Annotated in this window: 16 protein-coding genes; 6 read left to right on the top strand and 10 right to left on the bottom strand. The window is 64.1% G+C overall.

Features of this window, described 5'->3' with window-relative positions:
- Positions 1-142 precede the first annotated feature (142 nt).
- From FPB55_RS16215 to FPB55_RS16240, 6 genes are read left to right on the top strand one after another with little or no spacing between them, the layout of a single operon-like run.
- The gene (locus FPB55_RS16215) at positions 143-3,058 is read left to right on the top strand and encodes a monovalent cation/H+ antiporter subunit A (RefSeq protein WP_029885260.1); all 2,916 of its coding nucleotides are present in this window, start codon (positions 143-145) and stop codon (positions 3,056-3,058) included.
- Positions 3,058-3,402, top strand: coding sequence for a Na+/H+ antiporter subunit C (locus FPB55_RS16220; protein WP_003250128.1), 345 nt, complete (start codon positions 3,058-3,060; stop codon positions 3,400-3,402). Before FPB55_RS16215 ends, FPB55_RS16220 begins: the two co-directional genes overlap by 1 nt.
- The gene (locus tag FPB55_RS16225; protein ID WP_115294397.1) at positions 3,399-5,078 is read left to right on the top strand and encodes a monovalent cation/H+ antiporter subunit D; all 1,680 of its coding nucleotides are present in this window, start codon (positions 3,399-3,401) and stop codon (positions 5,076-5,078) included. Before FPB55_RS16220 ends, FPB55_RS16225 begins: the two co-directional genes overlap by 4 nt.
- The gene (locus FPB55_RS16230) at positions 5,075-5,563 is read left to right on the top strand and encodes a Na+/H+ antiporter subunit E (RefSeq protein ID WP_009684169.1); all 489 of its coding nucleotides are present in this window, start codon (positions 5,075-5,077) and stop codon (positions 5,561-5,563) included. The genes FPB55_RS16225 and FPB55_RS16230 overlap by 4 nt, the downstream gene beginning before the upstream one ends.
- Positions 5,560-5,838: a K+/H+ antiporter subunit F gene (locus tag FPB55_RS16235; protein ID WP_009684170.1), complete on the top strand. Its 279-nt coding sequence runs from the start codon at positions 5,560-5,562 to the stop codon at positions 5,836-5,838. Before FPB55_RS16230 ends, FPB55_RS16235 begins: the two co-directional genes overlap by 4 nt.
- Positions 5,835-6,200, top strand: coding sequence for a Na+/H+ antiporter subunit G (locus FPB55_RS16240; RefSeq protein WP_009684171.1), 366 nt, complete (start codon positions 5,835-5,837; stop codon positions 6,198-6,200). The genes FPB55_RS16235 and FPB55_RS16240 overlap by 4 nt, the downstream gene beginning before the upstream one ends.
- Before the next feature lie 12 nt (positions 6,201-6,212).
- On the opposite strand, the gene FPB55_RS16245 is transcribed toward FPB55_RS16240, so the two are convergent.
- From FPB55_RS16245 to FPB55_RS16295, 10 genes are all read right to left on the bottom strand, one after another.
- Positions 6,213-6,425: a hypothetical protein gene (locus tag FPB55_RS16245; protein WP_115294398.1), complete on the bottom strand. Its 213-nt coding sequence runs from the start codon at positions 6,423-6,425 to the stop codon at positions 6,213-6,215.
- Positions 6,422-6,892 (bottom strand): hypothetical protein, encoded by a 471-nt coding sequence (locus FPB55_RS16250; RefSeq protein WP_033744322.1) that lies wholly within the window; start codon positions 6,890-6,892, stop codon positions 6,422-6,424. Before FPB55_RS16250 ends, FPB55_RS16245 begins: the two co-directional genes overlap by 4 nt.
- A gap of 336 nt (positions 6,893-7,228) precedes the next feature.
- On the bottom strand, positions 7,229-7,423 hold the full coding sequence (locus FPB55_RS16255; RefSeq protein WP_054904896.1) for a hypothetical protein: 195 nt from the start codon (positions 7,421-7,423) through the stop codon (positions 7,229-7,231).
- A 177-nt stretch (positions 7,424-7,600) separates the two neighbouring features.
- A complete protein-coding gene (locus FPB55_RS16260; protein ID WP_003250099.1) occupies positions 7,601-8,005 on the bottom strand; it encodes a TraR/DksA family transcriptional regulator in 405 nt (134 codons plus the stop codon).
- A 281-nt stretch (positions 8,006-8,286) separates the two neighbouring features.
- Entirely contained in the window at positions 8,287-9,060 is a 774-nt protein-coding gene (locus tag FPB55_RS16270) for an enoyl-CoA hydratase (RefSeq protein WP_009684175.1), read from the bottom strand.
- 13 nt (positions 9,061-9,073) lie between these two features.
- Positions 9,074-10,201 carry an acyl-CoA dehydrogenase gene (locus FPB55_RS16275; RefSeq protein ID WP_144188661.1) on the bottom strand — a complete coding sequence of 376 codons (1,128 nt, stop codon included), beginning with the start codon at positions 10,199-10,201 and terminating at the stop codon, positions 9,074-9,076.
- An 8-nt stretch (positions 10,202-10,209) separates the two neighbouring features.
- Positions 10,210-11,403 (bottom strand): acetyl-CoA C-acyltransferase, encoded by a 1,194-nt coding sequence (locus FPB55_RS16280; protein WP_144188663.1) that lies wholly within the window; start codon positions 11,401-11,403, stop codon positions 10,210-10,212.
- 11 nt (positions 11,404-11,414) lie between these two features.
- Entirely contained in the window at positions 11,415-12,182 is a 768-nt protein-coding gene (locus FPB55_RS16285) for an SDR family NAD(P)-dependent oxidoreductase (protein WP_144188665.1), read from the bottom strand.
- A gap of 14 nt (positions 12,183-12,196) precedes the next feature.
- Entirely contained in the window at positions 12,197-13,843 is a 1,647-nt protein-coding gene (locus FPB55_RS16290) for an acyl-CoA synthetase (RefSeq protein WP_144188667.1), read from the bottom strand.
- Positions 13,844-14,000: 157 nt separating this feature from the next.
- Positions 14,001-18,494 (bottom strand): NEL-type E3 ubiquitin ligase domain-containing protein, encoded by a 4,494-nt coding sequence (locus tag FPB55_RS16295; RefSeq protein WP_144188669.1) that lies wholly within the window; start codon positions 18,492-18,494, stop codon positions 14,001-14,003.
- Positions 18,495-18,496: the final 2 nt, after the last annotated feature.

The raw sequence follows: 18,496 nt of genomic DNA on the forward strand, positions 1-18,496 counted from the left end.
AACTGCAGCTATGCTTTGTAAAAAACTGTTATAAAAAAATCACTTGTCACAGTCTATTTGTAGGATTCTGCGACAGCTTGCGTGTTGGTGATCACCCCCCCGGCACGTATGATCCTTGCAAACTTCTCCAGAATAGGCCGCTATGTCTTTGATAGTGCTATTGCTTCTGCCGTTCGTGGGCAGTTGCCTGGCAGCCGTGCTGCCGCACAACGCACGAAACGCCGAGTCCATCCTTGCCGGGCTCGTAGCCCTGGTCGGTACCGTCCAGGTAGCACTGCTTTACCCTCAGGTCGCCCACGGGGGCGTGATTCGCGAAGAGTTCCTGTGGCTGCCCAGCCTGGGCCTGAACCTGGTGCTGCGCATGGACGGCTTCGCCTGGCTGTTCTCGCTGCTGGTGCTGGGCATCGGCACGCTGGTGTCGCTGTACGCGCGCTACTACATGTCACCCCAAGACCCGGTGCCGCGCTTCTTCGCCTTTTTCCTGGCGTTCATGGGCGCCATGCTGGGCCTGGTGATCTCCGGCAACCTGATCCAGCTGGTGTTCTTCTGGGAGCTCACCAGCCTGTTCTCTTTCCTGCTTATCGGCTACTGGCACCACCGTGCAGACGCCCGCCGCGGCGCCTACATGGCACTGATGGTAACGGGCGCAGGCGGCCTGTGCCTGCTGGTGGGGGCGCTGCTGCTCGGCCATGTGGTCGGCAGCTACGACCTGGACAAGGTCCTGGCTGCCGGCGACACCATCCGCCAGCACGCGCTGTATCCGGTGCTGCTGCCCCTCATCCTGATCGGCGCCCTGAGCAAGAGCGCCCAGTTCCCCTTCCAGTTCTGGCTGCCCCACGCCATGGCTGCGCCAACGCCGGTATCGGCCTACCTGCACTCCGCAACCATGGTCAAGGCCGGGGTATTCCTGCTGGCCCGCCTGTGGCCAGTGCTCTCCGGCAGCGAGGAGTGGTTCTGGATCGTCGGCGGCGCCGGCGCCATCACGCTGTTGCTCGGCGCCTTCGCCGCGATGTTCCAGAATGACCTGAAGGGCCTTCTGGCCTACTCGACCATCAGCCATCTCGGCCTGATTACCCTGCTGCTCGGCCTGAACAGCCCGCTGGCCGCGGTCGCCGCGGTGTTCCACATCCTCAACCATGCCACCTTCAAAGCCTCGCTGTTCATGGCCGCCGGCATCATCGACCACGAAAGCGGCACCCGCGACATCCGCCGCCTCAGTGGCCTGATCCGCCTGGTGCCGTACACCGCCACCCTGGCCATGGTGGCCAGTGCCTCGATGGCTGGCGTGCCCTTGATGAACGGCTTCCTGTCGAAGGAAATGTTCTTCGCTGAAACGGTGTTCATCAGCTCCACCGCCTGGGTCGAAGCCGCCCTGCCGGTAGTCGCCACCCTCGCCGGCACGTTCAGCGTGGCGTATGCGCTGCGCTTCACCGTCGATGTGTTCTTCGGCCCTACGGCCCAGGACCTGCCGCACACCCCGCATGAACCGCCGCGCTGGATGCGTGCACCGGTGGAGTTGCTGGTACTCACCTGCCTGGTCGTGGGTATTTTCCCCGCACAGTCGGTCGGGCCGCTGCTGGCTGCCGCGGCATTGCCGGTGGTCGGCGGCACCCTGCCGGAATACAGCCTGGCGATCTGGCATGGCTGGAATGCGCCGCTGATCATGAGCCTGCTCGCCATGAGCGGCGGTATCGTCTTGTACCTCATGTTGCGCAAGCAACTGCGCCGGGGGCGCTTCCCTTCCCCGCCGGTGATCGAGCGGTTCAACGGCAAGCGCCTGTTCGAATACGGCCAGGTGCAGTTGATGTTGCTTGCCCGGCGCATCGAGCGCCTGCTCACCAGCCGGCGTTTGCAGTCGCAGCTGTTCATGCTGGTGGTCGCCGCATTCCTGGCCGGCCTCACGCCCATGCTCTACAGCGGCCTGAGCTGGGGGGAGCGGCCGAAAATTCCCGGGTCCGGGGTATTCGTGGCGCTGTGGCTGATCGCAATCGCCTGCGCCATCGGCGCTGCCTACCAGGCCAAGTACCATCGCCTGGCAGCCCTGACCATGGTCAGCGTCTGCGGCCTGATGACCTGCATCACCTTCGTCTGGTTCTCCGCACCCGACCTGGCCCTGACCCAGCTGGTGGTGGAAGTGGTCACCACCGTGCTTATCCTGCTCGGCTTGCGCTGGTTGCCTCGGCGTATCGAAGGCGTCTCGCCATCGCCCGGCAGCCTGGAGCGTGCGCGCATACGCCGCTTGCGCGACCTGCTGCTGGCGGTACTGGTTGGTGGCGGCATGGCCTTGTTGTCGTATGCCATGCTGACGCGGCCGACACCCAATGACATTTCCTCGTTCTACCTCAGCCGGGCACTGCCGCAGGGCGGTGGCACCAATGTGGTCAACGTCATGCTGGTCGACTTCCGCGGTTTCGACACCCTCGGTGAAATCACCGTGCTGGTGGCCGTGGCGCTGACCGTGTTCGCCCTGCTGCGGCGCTTCCGCCCACCCAAGGAGAGCATGCAGTTGCCGGCCCAGCAGCGCCAACTGGCGCCTGACGTGGTCACCGACCTGATCAACCCGCGGCATGCCACCGATACCGCACTGGGCTTCATGATGGTGCCAGCGGTGCTGGTGCGCCTGCTGCTGCCCATTGCCCTGCTGGTCTCGATGTACCTGTTCATGCGCGGGCACAACCAGCCAGGGGGCGGTTTTGTCGCTGGCTTGGTAATGTCGGTGGCGTTCATCCTCCAGTACATGGTGGCCGGCACCCAATGGGTCGAGGCGCAGATGAGCCTGCGGCCGCTGCGCTGGATGGGCACCGGCCTGCTTTGCGCAACCCTCACCGGGGGCGGCGCCATGCTGCTCGGCTACCCGTTCCTGACCACCCATACCGCCCACCTGCACTTGCCCTTGCTGGGCGACGTGCACGTGGCCAGTGCACTGTTCTTCGATGTCGGCGTGTACACCGTGGTGGTCGGTTCGACCCTGTTGATCCTCACTGCGCTGGCGCACCAGTCGGTGCGTGCCTACCGCCCGGGTAACCCGGCGAAAACCAACCAAGCAGGAGCCGCCTGATGGAAGAAGTCATTGCAGTCGCCATCGGAGTGCTGGCCGCCTCGGGCGTATGGCTGATCCTGCGCCCGCGTACCTACCAGGTCATCATGGGCCTGTGCCTGCTGTCGTACGGCGTCAACCTGTTCATCTTCAGCATGGGCAGCCTGTTCATTGGCAAAGAGCCAATTATCAAGGACGGCGTGACCCAGGACTTGCTGCATTACACCGACCCGCTGCCGCAAGCCCTGGTGTTGACCGCCATCGTGATCAGCTTTGCCATGACCGCGCTGTTCCTGGTGGTGCTGCTGGCCTCGCGGGGCCTGACCGGGACCGACCACGTCGATGGCCGGGAGCGTGACGAATGAGCGACATGAGTCAACTGATCGTCGCGCCCATCCTGCTACCGTTGGTCACGGCGGCCATGATGCTGCTGCTGGGCGAAAAACACCGCCGCATCAAAGCCCGCCTGAACCTGCTGTCGACCTTCACCGGCCTGGCCATCGCCGTCAGCCTGCTGCTGTGGGTACGCACCCAGGGCCAGGCGGAATCGATCGGCGTGTACCTGCCGGGTAACTGGCCAGCGCCATTCGGTATCGTGCTGGTGCTGGACCACTTGTCTGCGCTGCTGCTGACCCTGACCGGGGTCATCGGCTTCAGTGCCCTGTTGTTTGCCCGCGCCCGCTGGGACAGTGCCGGGGCCAGCTTTCACGCACTGTTCCAGATCCAGCTGATGGGCCTGTACGGCGCGTTCCTCACAGCCGACCTGTTCAACCTGTTCGTGTTCTTCGAAGTGCTGCTGGCCGCTTCCTACGGCCTGTTGCTGCATGGGTCGGGGCGCGCGCGCGTGCGTGCCGGCCTGCACTACATCGCCATCAACCTGTTTGCCTCGTCGCTCTTCCTGATTGGCGCGGCGATGCTGTACGGCGTGACCGGCACCCTGAACATGGCTGACCTGGCCCTGAAGATCCCCCTGGTGCCAGAAGCTGACCGTGGCCTGCTGCACGCCGGTGCAGCCATCCTGGCCATGGCCTTCCTGGTCAAGGCCGGCATCTGGCCGCTCAACTTCTGGTTGGTACCGGCCTATGCATCGGCCAGTGCGCCGGTGGCTGCGCTGTTCGCCATCATGACCAAGGTCGGCCTGTACGCCGTGTTGCGCCTGTGGACGCTGCTGTTCTCCGGCCAGGCCGGCGCTTCGGCCCATTTCGGCGGCCAATGGCTGGTGTACGGTGGCCTGGTGACCCTGGCGGTGGCCGCAGTGTGCATTCTCGCAGCACAGCGCCTGGAACGCATGGCAGCGCTGAGCATCCTGGTTTCGGCCGGCACCCTGCTCGGCGCGGTCGGCTTTGCCCAGCCCGCGCTGACCGGTGCGGCACTGTTCTATCTGGTCAACTCGACCCTGGCACTGTGCGCCCTGTTCCTGCTCGCCGAGCTGGTCGAACGCTCGCGCTCGGCCAACGAAGCACCGCTGGACGAAGAAGAAGATGTGATGCCGCCCCCGCTGGAGTCGCTGCACCCCCCCAAAGGTATCAACCTCGATGACGAGCAGAAGGCGGTGATCGGCCAGATCATCCCTTGGACCATGGCTTTCCTGGGCCTGAGTTTCATCGCCTGCGCCTTGCTGATCATCGGCATGCCGCCCCTCTCGGGCTTCGTCGGCAAGCTCAACCTGATCAGCGCCTTGTTCAACCCAAACGGCCTGGGCGGCCCCGTCGAGCAGCCCCTGAGTGCCGCCGGCTGGGGGCTGGTAGCGTTGCTGATACTCTCGGGCATGGCCTCGCTGATCGCCTTCGGCCGGGTTGGCATCCAACGCTTCTGGAAGCCCGAAGAGCGCCCGTCACCGGTACTGCGCCGGTTCGAATGCCTGCCGATCGTCATTCTGCTCGGCCTGTGCATCTTCCTCAGCCTCAAGGCCGAGCCATTGCTGCGCTACACCCAGGACACGGCCGCCAGCCTGCAGGCGCCAGATGCCTATATCGATGCCGTAATGGCCGCCCGGCCGATCCCTGGCCCGACTTCGCCCAGCGCCGAGGTGCTGCCATGAGCCGCATGTTCCCCGCCCCGCTCCTCTCGGTCTCGCTGTTCGGCCTGTGGCTGCTGCTCAACCTCTCGGTCAGCCCCGGTAACCTGCTGCTGGGCGCCGCCCTTGGCGTGCTGGCGCCACTGCTGATGGCCCCCTTGCGGCCGCAGCACGCACACGTCAAGCGGCCGCTGGTCGTCGCCCGGCTTATCGGCCGGGTCGGCGTCGATGTCATCATGTCCAACCTGCTGGTTGCCCGCGGCGTGCTGCGGGCCGGCAAGCAGCCGCCACGTTCGGCGTTCGTGCATATACCGCTGGCCCTGCGCGACCCGCACGGCCTGGCGGCACTGGCGATGATTACCACGGTGGTGCCTGGCACAGTCTGGTCGGAACTGGCTCTGGACCGCAGCGTATTGCTGCTGCATGTGTTCGACCTGGACGATGAAGCGGCCTTCGTCCAGCACTTCAAGGACACGTATGAACGCCCACTGATGGAGATTTTCCAATGACAGGCCTGCTCGCCAACGCTGTCCTCGCCAGCCTGTTCATTTTCGCCCTGGCCATGGCCCTGGCGCTGTTCAGGCTGTTCCGTGGCCCGTCTGCCCAGGACCGGGTCCTGGCGCTGGACTACCTGTATATCCTGGCCATGCTGACCATGCTGGTGCTGGGTATCCGTTATGCCAGTGACACCTACTTCGAAGGTGCCCTGTTGATTGCGCTGTTCGGCTTCGTCGGCTCGTTTGCCCTGGCCAAGTTCCTGCTGCGCGGTGAGGTGATCGAATGACTGAAACCTTGGTACTGCCATTCTGGCTGGAACTGATCACGGCGGTGCTGCTGATCACCGGCAGCCTGTTCGCCCTGGTAGGTGCAGTGGGCCTGGTGCGCCTGAAAGACTACTTCCAGCGCATGCACCCACCGGCACTGGCCTCGACCATCGGCGCCTGGTGCGTGGCACTGGCCTCGATCATCTATTTTTCGTGGTTGAAGGACGCGGCGGTGCTGCACGCCTGGCTGATCCCCATTCTGCTGTCGATCACTGTGCCGGTGACCACGTTGCTGCTCGCACGGGCAGCGCTGTTCCGCAAGCGGGTGGCGAAAGAGCCAGTGCCTGAAGAGGTCAGCAGCGGCTGCGACAGTGGCAACTGAAGGTCTGCCGCCTCACACCTGGCTCAGGCGCTGCAACTCGCGGCGCACCATGGCGGCGTAAGGTGGCGGGCCGAGCCTGTACAGCTCTGCCGCCACCCAGTTCAACCAGGCTCCTTGCAATGCATCGCGCCGGGCCAGCATACGCTGCGCCTCGGCTACGGCAGCCGCATGATGCTGCCGATGAAACTCCGCCCGGCTGGCGGGCGCATCATCAGTTACAGTCATTCACTGGCCTTGAAGGTGGTCAGCTCGCCCTTGCGCCATTTGGCAACTTTGCCGGTTACCGCCTTCAGCAACTTGCCCAGGCCTTCCTGTATCTGCTGCTGCGCGGCGAATACCAACATGACCCCTTGGCCTTCGCGAAACACGATGCCCTCGCCTTCCGGCACGGAAACGAAGGCGTAATCACCCACGCCATAGACATTCAACTTGATTTCCCGAAAGCGCATTTCCAACTTGCCGCCTTCGCGGCTGGGCAATACGGCAGCGCGGAAATGGTCGCCAACTTTCAGTTCCAGGCGTTGTTTATCGTCTACCACCAACGCACTTTCTGTGTCGATTTCGGCCATGTACAGGCCTTCGGGATTCTGTTCGGTTACATAAATGAAGCGGCCCTGGAACAGTTGGGCCAATTTACCGCGCAAGTCGCCGAGGGCGAACAACGCATGGGTATCAAGTGTGCTGACTGCCAATGAAGTAATCCTCAACCGGTTACAACCCGCCCTCACCCAAGCTCGGGGAGGCACGGCCCTGTCTTATCGATAGGCGAAAAGAGTAATAAAGCGATATACGAAATGTCTGTGCCCGCCGACGATGCAGCGCGCAGGAAACTTTACTCTGGTTTGCCAGATTCGCCTTCAACCGAAGGCGTTTGGCCCATTCCCGGCACGGGAAACGTGATGCCTGAGATCACTCGCCAGAAAACACGGCCAGGGCGTGAGCCTGCAAGAAGGCAAACCCTGGTGCGCATTACTGTAGGACAAATATGCCCGAAAACACTGAAACCCGTCGAGAGGCAAACAACATTTTCAGGCGGCGAGCCCTTTCTTCAGTTGTTGCTGCCAGGCAGCCTGACACTCCAACGCTTCCTCGCGCGTGGCAAAAGCGGTACCGCGCCGCTCACCGTTGACCAGCACCACCCAGCAGACACGCCTGCCCAGTGCCTGCATTGTGGCGGGCACACTTGAACCGATCATCACGGCCACATCGACTCGGCTATGCATCATTCCCTCCGGAATTTAAGTAGCACCCTAACGATATAGCCATGATACGCCTGCCCCCAAGGATGAAACAGCGCCGCCCGGTACAGCTGTGTTACGCCTGCAGCAACAAAAACGGGGCGACAACAAACGCAAAAAGCCCCAGGGATCGCTCCGTGGGGCTCGGCACTGCGCGAGGGGTTACACCTGGCGCTGGTGGCGGTCGAGCTGCTCGTGGCGCTCTTGGGCTTCGATGCAGTATTTGGTGGTCGGGCTGATCAGCAGACGCTTCAGGCCGATGGGCTCACCGCTGTCGTCGCACCAGCCGAAGCTTTCGTCGGCAATACGGTCCAGGGCCATTTCCAGCTGAGGCAGCAGGCGCTGGTCGCGGTCGATGGCATTCACCAGCCAGCTGCGCTCTTCTTCGACCGAAGCCACGTCGGCTGGGTCCGACGGCGTGTCCAGGCCTTCGATGGTGGTGCGGCTGAGCTCGATGCGTTCATGGGTTTCGACTTTCATCGCCTGCAGCAGCTCAGTGAAGAAGGCGAGCTGGTCGGCGTTCATGTAGTCATCGGCCGACATGGCCAGCAACTGTTCCTTGGTCATCGATTTCTCTATGAAAAAATGTGCATTTGGGCGATTCAGGTGCCGCCGACGCCTCGGCATCGGCAACGGAATTCTTCAAGCGCCAATCGGCACTCTTTTACAGGGGGCGGCAGTCTAAGGCGCCACGTCGCGTGGAGCAACTGCAAAAGGCTGCGAATTTGCTTTCCGGCACCAGAATCCGCTGGTCGGTGTCGGGCTGGCAGCTGGGGCCAGCGCCCAGATGGGTTGCGCGCCGAGCGGGTCGGAGCCGCCCAGGCGCGAACAGTGGTCACCCACTTCAATCAACGGTCGTTGAACTGTGCCTCACGCTTGGCAATGAAAGCGGCCATGCCTTCTTTCTGGTCCTCGGTGGCGAAAGCCGCGTGGAATACACGGCGTTCAAACCGCACACCCTCGCTGAGGGTAACTTCAAACGCCCGGTTGACGCTTTCCTTCACCATCATGCTCACCGGAATCGACTTGCTGGCGATGGTCGCCGCAACTTTCAGTGCCTCCTCCACCAGGTCGGCCTGCGGCACGATCCGCGCCACCAGCCCGGCCCGCTCCGCCTCTTCAGCGCCCATCAGGCGACCGGTCAGGCACAGCTCCATCGCCTTGGCCTTGCCCACCGCCCGTGTCAGGCGCTGCGTGCCGCCCATGCCCGGCAGTACGCCAAGGTTGATTTCCGGTTGGCCGAATTTGGCATTGTCGGCGGCGAGGATGAAATCGCACATCATCGCCAGCTCACAGCCGCCACCCAGGGCAAAGCCGGACACCGCAGCAATGATCGGTTTGCGGCGGTTGGCGATGCGGTCGGCATCGCTGAACAGGTCATCGACGTAGATCTGCGGGTATTGCAGCTCGGCCATTTCCTTGATGTCGGCACCCGCGGCAAACGCTTTCGCCGAGCCGGTCAGCACCACACAGCCGATATTGGCATCGCGCTCCAGCTGATCGAGGGCCTGGTTGATTTCGCCGACGATCTGCGCGTTCAGCGCGTTCAGCGCCTGCGGCCGATTGAGGGTGATCAGGCCGACCTTGCCGTGGATATCCAACAGGATGGTTTCGAATGCCATGCAATCTGCTCCTTCATAGGTTGCGCGCAATGACCATGCGCTGAATGTCGCTGGTGCCTTCGTAAATCTGGCAAACCCGAACGTCGCGGTAAATCCGCTCCAGGGGGAAGTCGCTCAGATAGCCATAACCGCCCAGGGTCTGCAAGGCGTGCGAACAGACCTTTTCGGCCATTTCCGAGGCAAACAGCTTGGCCATCGATGCTTCCACCAGGGCTGGGCGCCCGGCATCGCGTAGCGCAGCGGCGTGCAACACCATCTGCCGGGCCACCGCGATCTGGGTCGCCATATCAGCCAGGCGGAACGCCACCGCCTGGTGCTCGACCAACGCCTTGCCGAAGCTTTGCCGCTCGTTGGCGTAGTCACGCGCCACTTCAAACGCGGCCCGGGCCATGCCCACCGCCTGGGAAGCAATACCGATACGGCCACCTTCAAGGTTGGCCAGGGCGATCTTGTAGCCCTCACCCTCGGCACCCAGCCGGTTGGCCACCGGCACCCGCACATTGTCGAAGACGATCTGGCAGGTGTCGGAAGCGTGCTGGCCGAGCTTGTCCTCTACCCGTGCCACCTGGTAGCCGGGTGAATCGGTGGGCACGATGAAGGCGCTGATGCCGCGCTTGCCGGCATCCGGGTCGGTTACGGCAAACACGATCACTACCCCGGCGTTCTGGCCGGAAGTGATGAATTGCTTACTGCCATTGAGCACGTAATGGTCGCCATCCAGACGGGCGCGGGTCTTCAGGCTGCTGGCGTCAGAACCCGCCTGGGGTTCGGTCAGGGCAAAAGCACCGAGCATCGCGCCGCTGGCCAGCGGCGTCAGGAACTGCGCTTTCTGCTGCTCGCTGCCAAAGTGCAGGATCGGCACGCAGCCCACCGAGTTGTGCACGCTCATGATGGTCGAGCACGCGCCATCACCTGCAGCAACCTCCTCCAGGGCCATGGCATAGGCCACGTAGCCGGTGTCGCTGCCACCCCAGGCTTCCGGCACCAGCATGCCGAACAGGCCCAGCTCGGCCATTTCCTCGATCGCCTCCCTAGGGAAGCGGTGCGCCTTGTCCCACTGTTCTGCAAACGGCTTGAGGCGCTCCTGGGCGAAAGCACGGACCGCGTCGCAAATCTGTTGTTGCTCGTCAGTTACCAGCATGGTTCACCTCAGTACAGGCATTCGACCGCCATGGCCGTGGCTTCGCCACCACCGATGCAGATGGCCGCTATACCCCGGCGCAGGTTGTTCTGGCGCAGGGCCGACAGCAAGGTCACCAGGATGCGTGCCCCGGATGCCCCGATCGGGTGGCCGAGGGCACAGGCGCCACCGTGGATGTTGACCTTGTCATGGGGCAGGTCGAGGTGTTTCATGGCCGCCAGGGTGACCACGGCAAAGGCTTCGTTGACCTCGAACAGGTCGACATCGGCCAGTTTCCAGCCCGTGCGCACAAGCAGCTTGTCGATAGCACCGATGGGCGCAGTGGGGAACAAGGCCGGGGTATCGGCGAAGGCCGAATGCCCGTGAATCACCGCCAAAGGCTTGAGCCCTCGCTTGTCGGCTTGGGAGCGGCGCATCAGCACCAGCGCCGCAGCCCCATCGGAGATCGAGCTGGCGTTGGCCGCGGTCACCGTACCGCCTTCACGGAAGGCCGGCTTGAGCTGCGCAATCTTGTCCAGCCGCGCCTTCGGCGGCTGTTCGTCGTCCTTGATGACGCGCGTTTGCTTACCCTCGGTGACCTCCACCGGAATGATCTCGGCGGCAAAACGACCACTCTTGATCGCGTCCTGGGCGCGGGTCAGCGAGGCGATGGCAAACTGGTCCTGGGCCTCGCGGCTGAAGCCGTTGGCCTGGGCACAGTCTTCAGCAAAGGTGCCCATCAGGCGGCCCTTGTCGTAGGCATCTTCCAGGCCATCCATGAACATGTGGTCGATGATCTTGCCATGGCCCATGCGGTAACCACCGCGGGCCTTGTCCAGCAGGTAGGGGGCGTTGGTCATGCTTTCCATACCACCGGCCACCACCACCTCGGCGGTGCCGGCCAGCAGCAGGTCATGGGCCATGATCGCGGCCTGCATGCCCGAACCGCACATCTTGTTCAGGGTGGTGCAGGTGGTGTGCTTATCCAACCCGGCACCCAGCGCCGCCTGACGCGCCGGGGCCTGGCCCTGGCCGGCCGGCAGGACGCAGCCGAACAGCACCTGCTCGACACTGGCGGCATCGATGCCGGCGCGCTCGACTGCGCCACGGATGGCGGCACTGCCCAGTTGCGGCGCGGTCAGGCTCTTGAGGTCGCCTTGCAGGCCGCCCATGGGCGTGCGCACGGCGCTGACGATCACAATCGGGTCATTGCTGAGGGTCATGGTCATCCTCCTTATTTGGCAGCCATGCGCAGCGCACCGTCGAGGCGGATCACCTCACCGTTGAGCATGCTGTTCTCGATGATGTGCCGCGCCAGCGCGGCATACTCCTGCGGGCGGCCCAGGCGTGGCGGGAACGGCACCCCAGCGGCGAGGGAAGCGCGTACGTCTTCGCTCATGCCGGCCATCATTGGTGTTTCGAAGATGCCCGGGGCGATCGTCATCACGCGGATACCAAAGCGGGCCAGTTCGCGGGCTACCGGCAAGGTCAGGCTGGCAATGGCGCCCTTGGACGCAGCATAGGCCGCCTGGCCGATCTGGCCATCATACGCCGCGATGGAGGCGGTGTTGATGATCACGCCACGCTCGCCATCCTCGCCGGCAACGCCCTCAGCCATGGCGGCGGCAGCCAGGCGCAGCAGGTTGAAGCTGCCGACCAGGTTGACGTTGATCACCTTGGCGAAGCTGGCCAGGCCATGCGGCCCCTGTTTGCCCAGCACTTTCTCGGCGCCTACGATACCGGCGCAGTTGATCAGCCCGTGGAGGCTACCGAACGCATTGACGGTTGCATCGACTGCTGCCTGGGCAGCCTGCTCGTCGCTGATGTCAGCCACCGCGAAACGGGCATGCTCGCCCAGTTCACGCGCCTTGGCCTCAACAGCCTGAGCATTGAGGTCAACCAGCATGACCTTGGCACCCGCCTCCACCAGCACCTGCGCAGTGGCAGCGCCCAGCCCGGATGCCGCGCCGCTGACGATGAAGTGTTTGTTCGCTATTTGCATGGTCGGTTTTCCTTTCAGGCGCTGGCAGGGGTGGCCTGCTGCGCTTGTTGTTTGGCGACTTCCTGATTGCGCAGGATGAAGCGTTGCAGCTTGCCGCTCGGGGTCTTGGGCAGGTCGCTGACGAATTCGATTTCGCGGGGGTAGGCGTGCGCGTACAGGCGCTGACGCACATGCTGACGCAATGCCTCTTCAAGTTCGGGGGTGCCGTGATAGCCGCTTGCCAACACCACGAACGCCTTGATCAACTCGGTGCGCTCCGGATCCGGCTTCCCGATCACTGCAGCCTCGATCACTGCCGGGTGTTCGATCAACGCGCTTTCCACGTCGAAAGGGCCAACACGGTAACCAGAGGTGGTGATCACATCGTCACTGCGCCCGACGAAGCTGATGCTGCCGTTGCGGTTCAACTCGACGGTATCGCCGCTCAGGTAGTACTTGCCGACGAAGGCCTTGGTCGGCAAACCCTGGTAGCCAGCGAACCAGCATAGCGGCGACCGCTCGCGGTCGACCGCGAGAATGCCTGGCTCGCCGGCCGGCAGCTCGCGCCCCTGCTCGTCCAGCACCACGATCCGATGGCCTGGAACGGCGAAGCCGGCCGAGCCCGGGTGCACCGGGTGCTGCAGGCCATGATGGTTGCACAGCACCATGCCCAGTTCGGTCTGCCCGTAGTGGTCGTGGATGGTCACCCCCAATTCGTCGGCAAACCAGCGAATCACTTCCGGGTTCAGCGGCTCACCGGCACTGCTGACAACGCGCAGGCGGCCTTTGATCGGTGCCGCGAAGGCATCGCCGGCCGCGATCAGCAAACGGTAAGCGGTGGGCGACCCGGCCAGGTTGGTGATGCCCAGCGTTTCGATCACCCGCACACAGCTTTCGACACTGAACGGGCCATCGTAGAAGGTGGTGGCATGCCCCAGGGACAGCGGCCCGGTGACGGCGTAGTACAAGCCATAGGCCCAACCGGGGTCGGCCAGGTTCCAGAAGTTGTCTTCGCGGCGCAGGTCGATGGCATCGCGCATGTAGCCCTGGAAGGCGACGATGGCACGCAACGGTACTTCCAGCGGCTTGGCCGGGCCGGTGGTACCGGACGTGAACATCAGCAGGAACGGGTCGTCGCCCGAGCGCATCACAGGCTCGCATTCAGGCGCGGCGCCGGCCAGGCACTGCTGGAAATCCAGTTCGCCACTGCGGGCGTTCACCGTGATGACCGTCGGGCAGGCGTGTACATCGTCCAGCTTGCCCCGGTTGACGCTGTCTGTGACAACGACACGGGCGCGGGACTGTTCAAGACGGTGCTCGATGGCCTTGGGCCCGAAGGCGGTGAACAAGGGCTGGTACACCGCCCCGATACGCCAGGTGGCCAGGATGCTGACCAGCAACTCGGGGGTGCGTGGCAACAGCCCCGCCACCCTGTCGCCCGCCTGCACGCCTTGCGCCTTGAGCACATTGGCGAACCGGGCGGCCAGCATGTGCAATTGCTCGAAGCTGTAGCGGGCAGTCTGGCCATCGCGATCGACATGCAGCAGTGCCACCTTGCCATGGCCTACGTGGCGGTCACAGCACTCGACACACGCGTTAAGGGTTTCGAGGTTGCCGTGCAGTGCCCCAGCTACGGTGTTGCCAAGCTCGAACAGGCGGACAGCCTCAGCGTAATCACGCATCGTCGGACTCCTGGTTTGTTGTTTTTGGAGTTAACCATCGGTCCGACGATGTTCGCGCCGCGCGTCACCCGCGGCAATGGCCAAAGCTGTCAATCTGGGTGACCGGTTTGGCCGTGCGCAGGCAGTGCAATGCGCTCGCGCGCTACCCTGCGGCGGGTCAAGCCCTGTTCAGGCGTTCCCGGGTCAAGCGCAGGGCCAAGGCTTCCAGCGCCTCCTGGCGGTCGCGCATCAGTGTTCGGGCCTGGGCGTCGTAGGCACCACTGCCCAACTGCTGCATACGCTCTTCCAGCGCCTCCATGGCCTGCTCGAATTGCTGCTGGATCAGGGCGAAGTCCTGTGGGTGTTCGGCGCGCAACACCTCAATCCAGAAGTCCCGCTGGCTGATGTAGCGCGTGATGTCTTCACTCGCCTCCCCTGCCAGCACTGCGTTGCAGGCACGCTCCAGGTCGGCTTCAGAGACCACGGCCAACGCACCGAACAGCATGTACCGTGGCTGGCCGATCAGGTTCAAGCGTTCAGCCAGCCCTGTGCGGTAGGCCAGGCTGACCTCGACTTCCTCTTCGGCATGATCGCCGCGCTGCCAACGGCCATCCGCGTAGCGGCTGTTGATGTCCGCCCTGGCCAGTGCCAGTACGGTGTCAAGGCGGTACAGGCGCCGCGCCAGCAACAGCCGCGCATCACGGGTAGCCACAGGCTCACCGCCCTGGGTGGCGTGCAGTACTTGGTACCGGACCTCCAGGTTGCTGAAGCAATTGGCGAGATTGTCGGCGCAGGCACGTGGTTCGTCGGCCAGCGCGAACAAGGCTTCGCGCAGGTCCCGGTCCACCGACAGCGCCTCGACCAGGGTCCACACCCTGGCGCCCAATTGTTCAGGCGCAAGGCGGAACTCGGCACTCTGGGTCATGCCCACCAGCAGTTCGAAGAATGCATCACTGCCAGGTTCACTGCGCAAGGCCTGCCACAGCTCGCGGCCTAGGGCCTGGTCAGCCTCTGCGCGCGTGCCCAGCCATGCGTGCATGGCCTGCTCTTGTGCACCTTCGCCAAGCATGAGCGGGACGGGCACGATTTCAGGTGCATACAGTTGCTCGCGCAACGCAGTGGGCAGCGCGTTGCCTTCCACGTCCACGACTTGCCTCACCGCGGCCGGGGCGTCGAGCAATGCCTGGGGCAGCTCGGCAATCTGGTTGTCGCGCAGATCGGCATACTCCAGGCGCGCGCACCATTGCAGGCCTGAAGGCATGCTGGTCAGCCCGGTACGCCGCAAGCGCAGCCGCTGCAGCCGGCGCAGCCCAGACACATCCAACTGTAGAGCGCCCAGCGGGTTGTCGTTCAGGTCCAGCCGGCGCAAATTGACGCAGCGCAACAACGCAGCCACCTGCCCGGCGCTGGGGCGGATGCGGTTGTTGCGCAGTATCAGCTGGTTCAGCTCGGGCATCCCTTCAAGGCCCTCGGGTAGCTCACGCAAGGCATTGTCGCTCAGGTCGAGCGTGCGCAGGTGCCGGAAGCAGCCCAGGAAACCAGGGGGCAGCGCAGGAACGTGCAAACCTGCCAGTGTCAGTTCTGCCACATGGCCAAAGCTGCTGCCCTGCGGCAGCGTCGGCAACTCCCCTACCGCCATGTCAGCCACGTGCAGCCGCAGGCCGACCGGGTTGTTTTGCGCATCGAACACCCGCTCACCTTCCAGCCGCCAGGCGCGGAGCAATGCAGAGGCCAACCGCCGGCGCGCATGCCGGGCCGGGCCCATGACGCGGAACATCCAGCGCTGCAGCTCTTCGTTCAGGCGCCGGAATTCCTGTTCCTGCAGCAACAGGCTGTCGAAGGGCGAGCCGTCGATCTCTGCCATGATCCCCAGGTAACGCTCGACATCGTCATCACTGAACGACGGGTAAAGCCCACGCAGGCGGTTGCGCAACATCTGCTCGATCGACGATGCGGAAGGTAGCCTGCTGGCGCCGCCGCCGAGCAGGTAACCCAGGCGCCCGTCAGGCAAGCGTCGCATCGAGGCGCCCAGCGCCCGCGCTTCACGCCACCCAAGCAGCTTCAGCAGGTCCGAGGAACGCTCGGGTATCGCGCCTTGCAGGGCCAGGCGCAAGCTGTCGGCAGCAGACCCACCCGTGGTACCCAGGTGCTGGCGAGACGCGCTCGGCAGGCACGCCGCCAGGACCTCGAACAGCCCAGCGGGTTCTGCCACCTCCCGTTCGGCAGGCAGGCCCTGTTCGTCATACAGGGTAAAGGCCCCGTCGCGCCAGACCATGACCAGCGTCTGCTGGCTGCCCGCCTGGGGCAGCAACCGTTCCTGCAAAGGGCCGAACACTGAGCGGTCCCGCAACTCCAGGTTGAGCATGCTTTGCGCGAACCCCTGCCGACGCAGCAGGGCAAACGCCAGCGCGACCGCATCGGGGTGATAGCTGCAGCGCAGGTAGAACGCCTCGCGCGCCCTTGTCAGGCGGGCCAGTTGCAACGAGGCACGGGCCTGTTGCGCCAAGCCCAGGGGGAGCCGGCCGGTGCTTTCCATCTGCGCCCGCATGGCATCGCTGGCGTGGCTCAGCACGTCGAGCGTGTAGGCGTGCGGCAAGCCGGGATAGTCGCGCGTCAGCAGGCTTTGCAAAGTGTCTGCACCGAGGTGGCAACACGAGAAGTACTCGAACATCCCTTCGCGCAGGCTCTGCGCATGCAACGCGATCTGCGCGAGCTGGGCTGGCAGCGTATTCGCGTCGATATCCAGCTCATGCACGCACCACTGCAACAGCTCGGTATCGTTCACGGTGGTATCGAGCTGCTGGAAAAACGTCGCGATCCTGGCATCCACCGCAAACCGCTCGAGGGTGTCGCGCAACTGAACCGGCAGTGGCCGCTCCTCAACCAGCAAACCGCGCAGAAAAGCCTCGTCGACATCGGCCACTTTCAGTATCTGCGTCAATCGCTCTGGGGCAAGTGACTGTGCGGCCGGCCACAATCGCGCCAGCAGACGTGCAGTGCCCTGCCACTCCAATGGCCGTTCGGTCACCAGGCGCCAGGCGCGCTCGCCATTGGTTTGCAAGGCTGGCCCGTAAACATCGGGACCCTCCCGGTGCAACAACCGCCAGGTACCGTTGCGATCCTCGCGCACGCTGTACAATGCCTCATCGCAACGCCACCAATGGCCGCTGCCATCGGTCAACAGACCGTTCTCCAGCGTGGTCAATGGCGCTGCTGGCAGCGCCTGGCGGTAAGGGGCCAGGTCATCGTGCCACAAGCGTGCCTGGCCCGCCTCGTTGGTCACCGGGTGCAGTTGCCCGACAAAGGCGCTGTGCAAGGCATAGGCCCCGCCAAGCACAGCGCCGTTGACCGCCAGCGAGGTGGCCACCTGCATCATGTGCTGCAAGGCCTCGTGCTGATGGCCCTGGCTCCAGTCACTGAAACCTTCGAACACCTGCCCCAGCAGTTGCCTTGCCATGTCGGCCATCAACAGCGTGCCAACCACCGGCACGAACAACCCGGCCAGGTTGAGCAACACCTCGCCGACGCCCTCCAGGGCACGCAACCGCTCAGCCGCAGCATCGCTATCGGCCTGTTCGGTGGGCACCGCCAGGTATCGGGCATCGGCCTTGATGCGCTGAATGTGCCAGGCGGCCATCTGCTCGAAGATGGGCGTCGACGTCGAGAGCCTGCGCGGTTGCAGATCAGGCTCGTCGTCTTGCAGGCGTGTGGCGAGCAACGCCTGGTAGCCGGCACGCTCGCTGAGCGCAATCCGCCGTGCAAACGCGCTGCGGTAATGGGGAGCAGCCATTGCCGCGACCAATGCGCGGTTGGCAGTGGGCCAGTCAGGGTAGTACTGCAGTGGCCGAGCCTGATCATCTGGCAGGTACAACAGCACCCCTTTGAGCAGCAGCAACCTCCCTGTCCCACCGACGGCAATCGACCACGAGTCGAGCAATTCGATGACCAAGGCGCCGTCCACCCGGCAACCCAGCACCAGCAGCCCGCCCACCCGAACATAATGGCTGCCGGGGTTCGTCGGGGTCTCGCCACGACCCAGTTGGCGCAGCATGCGCACTTCATTGATCTTGAGCTGCCCCTTGAGGGTGGCAATTTCTGTAGCCAGCGCCAGTTCAAGGCGCTTGTCCAAGGCCAGGTCGCGTTCGAAGGCCGCGTTCATGATCGCTGCCAGATGCCCCTGGTAGGCCTTGCCGACATCGGCTTCCCGGCAGGCGGCCACGACCGCGTCGATAGTTGCAGGCAGGGCTTGTTCTTCACGCTCGGGCGCAATGGGCGGCCGTACCAGCGCGGTCTGCTCGAAGAACGACTCCCTGGGCTTGAAGTTCTGTAACAGCTTTTCCAGCGCAGGCACCCTGACGAAGTACGATTCGAACTGGCGGATGCCGCCAAGGTCCACACGCAGGCGCCGGCGCTCTTCACGCCAGGTCAGCCGATCGAGCGGTACACCAAGGCCCAGGGCGCCGTTCAGGCGCGCCTCGGCAAACGCCATCAGTGGCTGCAGGTGTTCGGTAGCACTGCTGAGTGTGCGCTGGCTGGCGAGGTGCGCATCCAGTGCAGACTGCAGCGCAGCAAGGCCGACAGGGCTGGCCTTGCTGAGCCAATCAGGCAAGCGGTTGGCAATGAAGCGCTCTACCGGGTGTTGGAGCCAGGGTTTTACAGGTTGCGAGGGCATGT

The sequence above is a fragment of the Pseudomonas sp. BJP69 genome (genome assembly GCF_007633355.1).
GTDB classification, from domain to species: Bacteria; Pseudomonadota; Gammaproteobacteria; order Pseudomonadales; family Pseudomonadaceae; genus Aquipseudomonas; species Aquipseudomonas juntendi.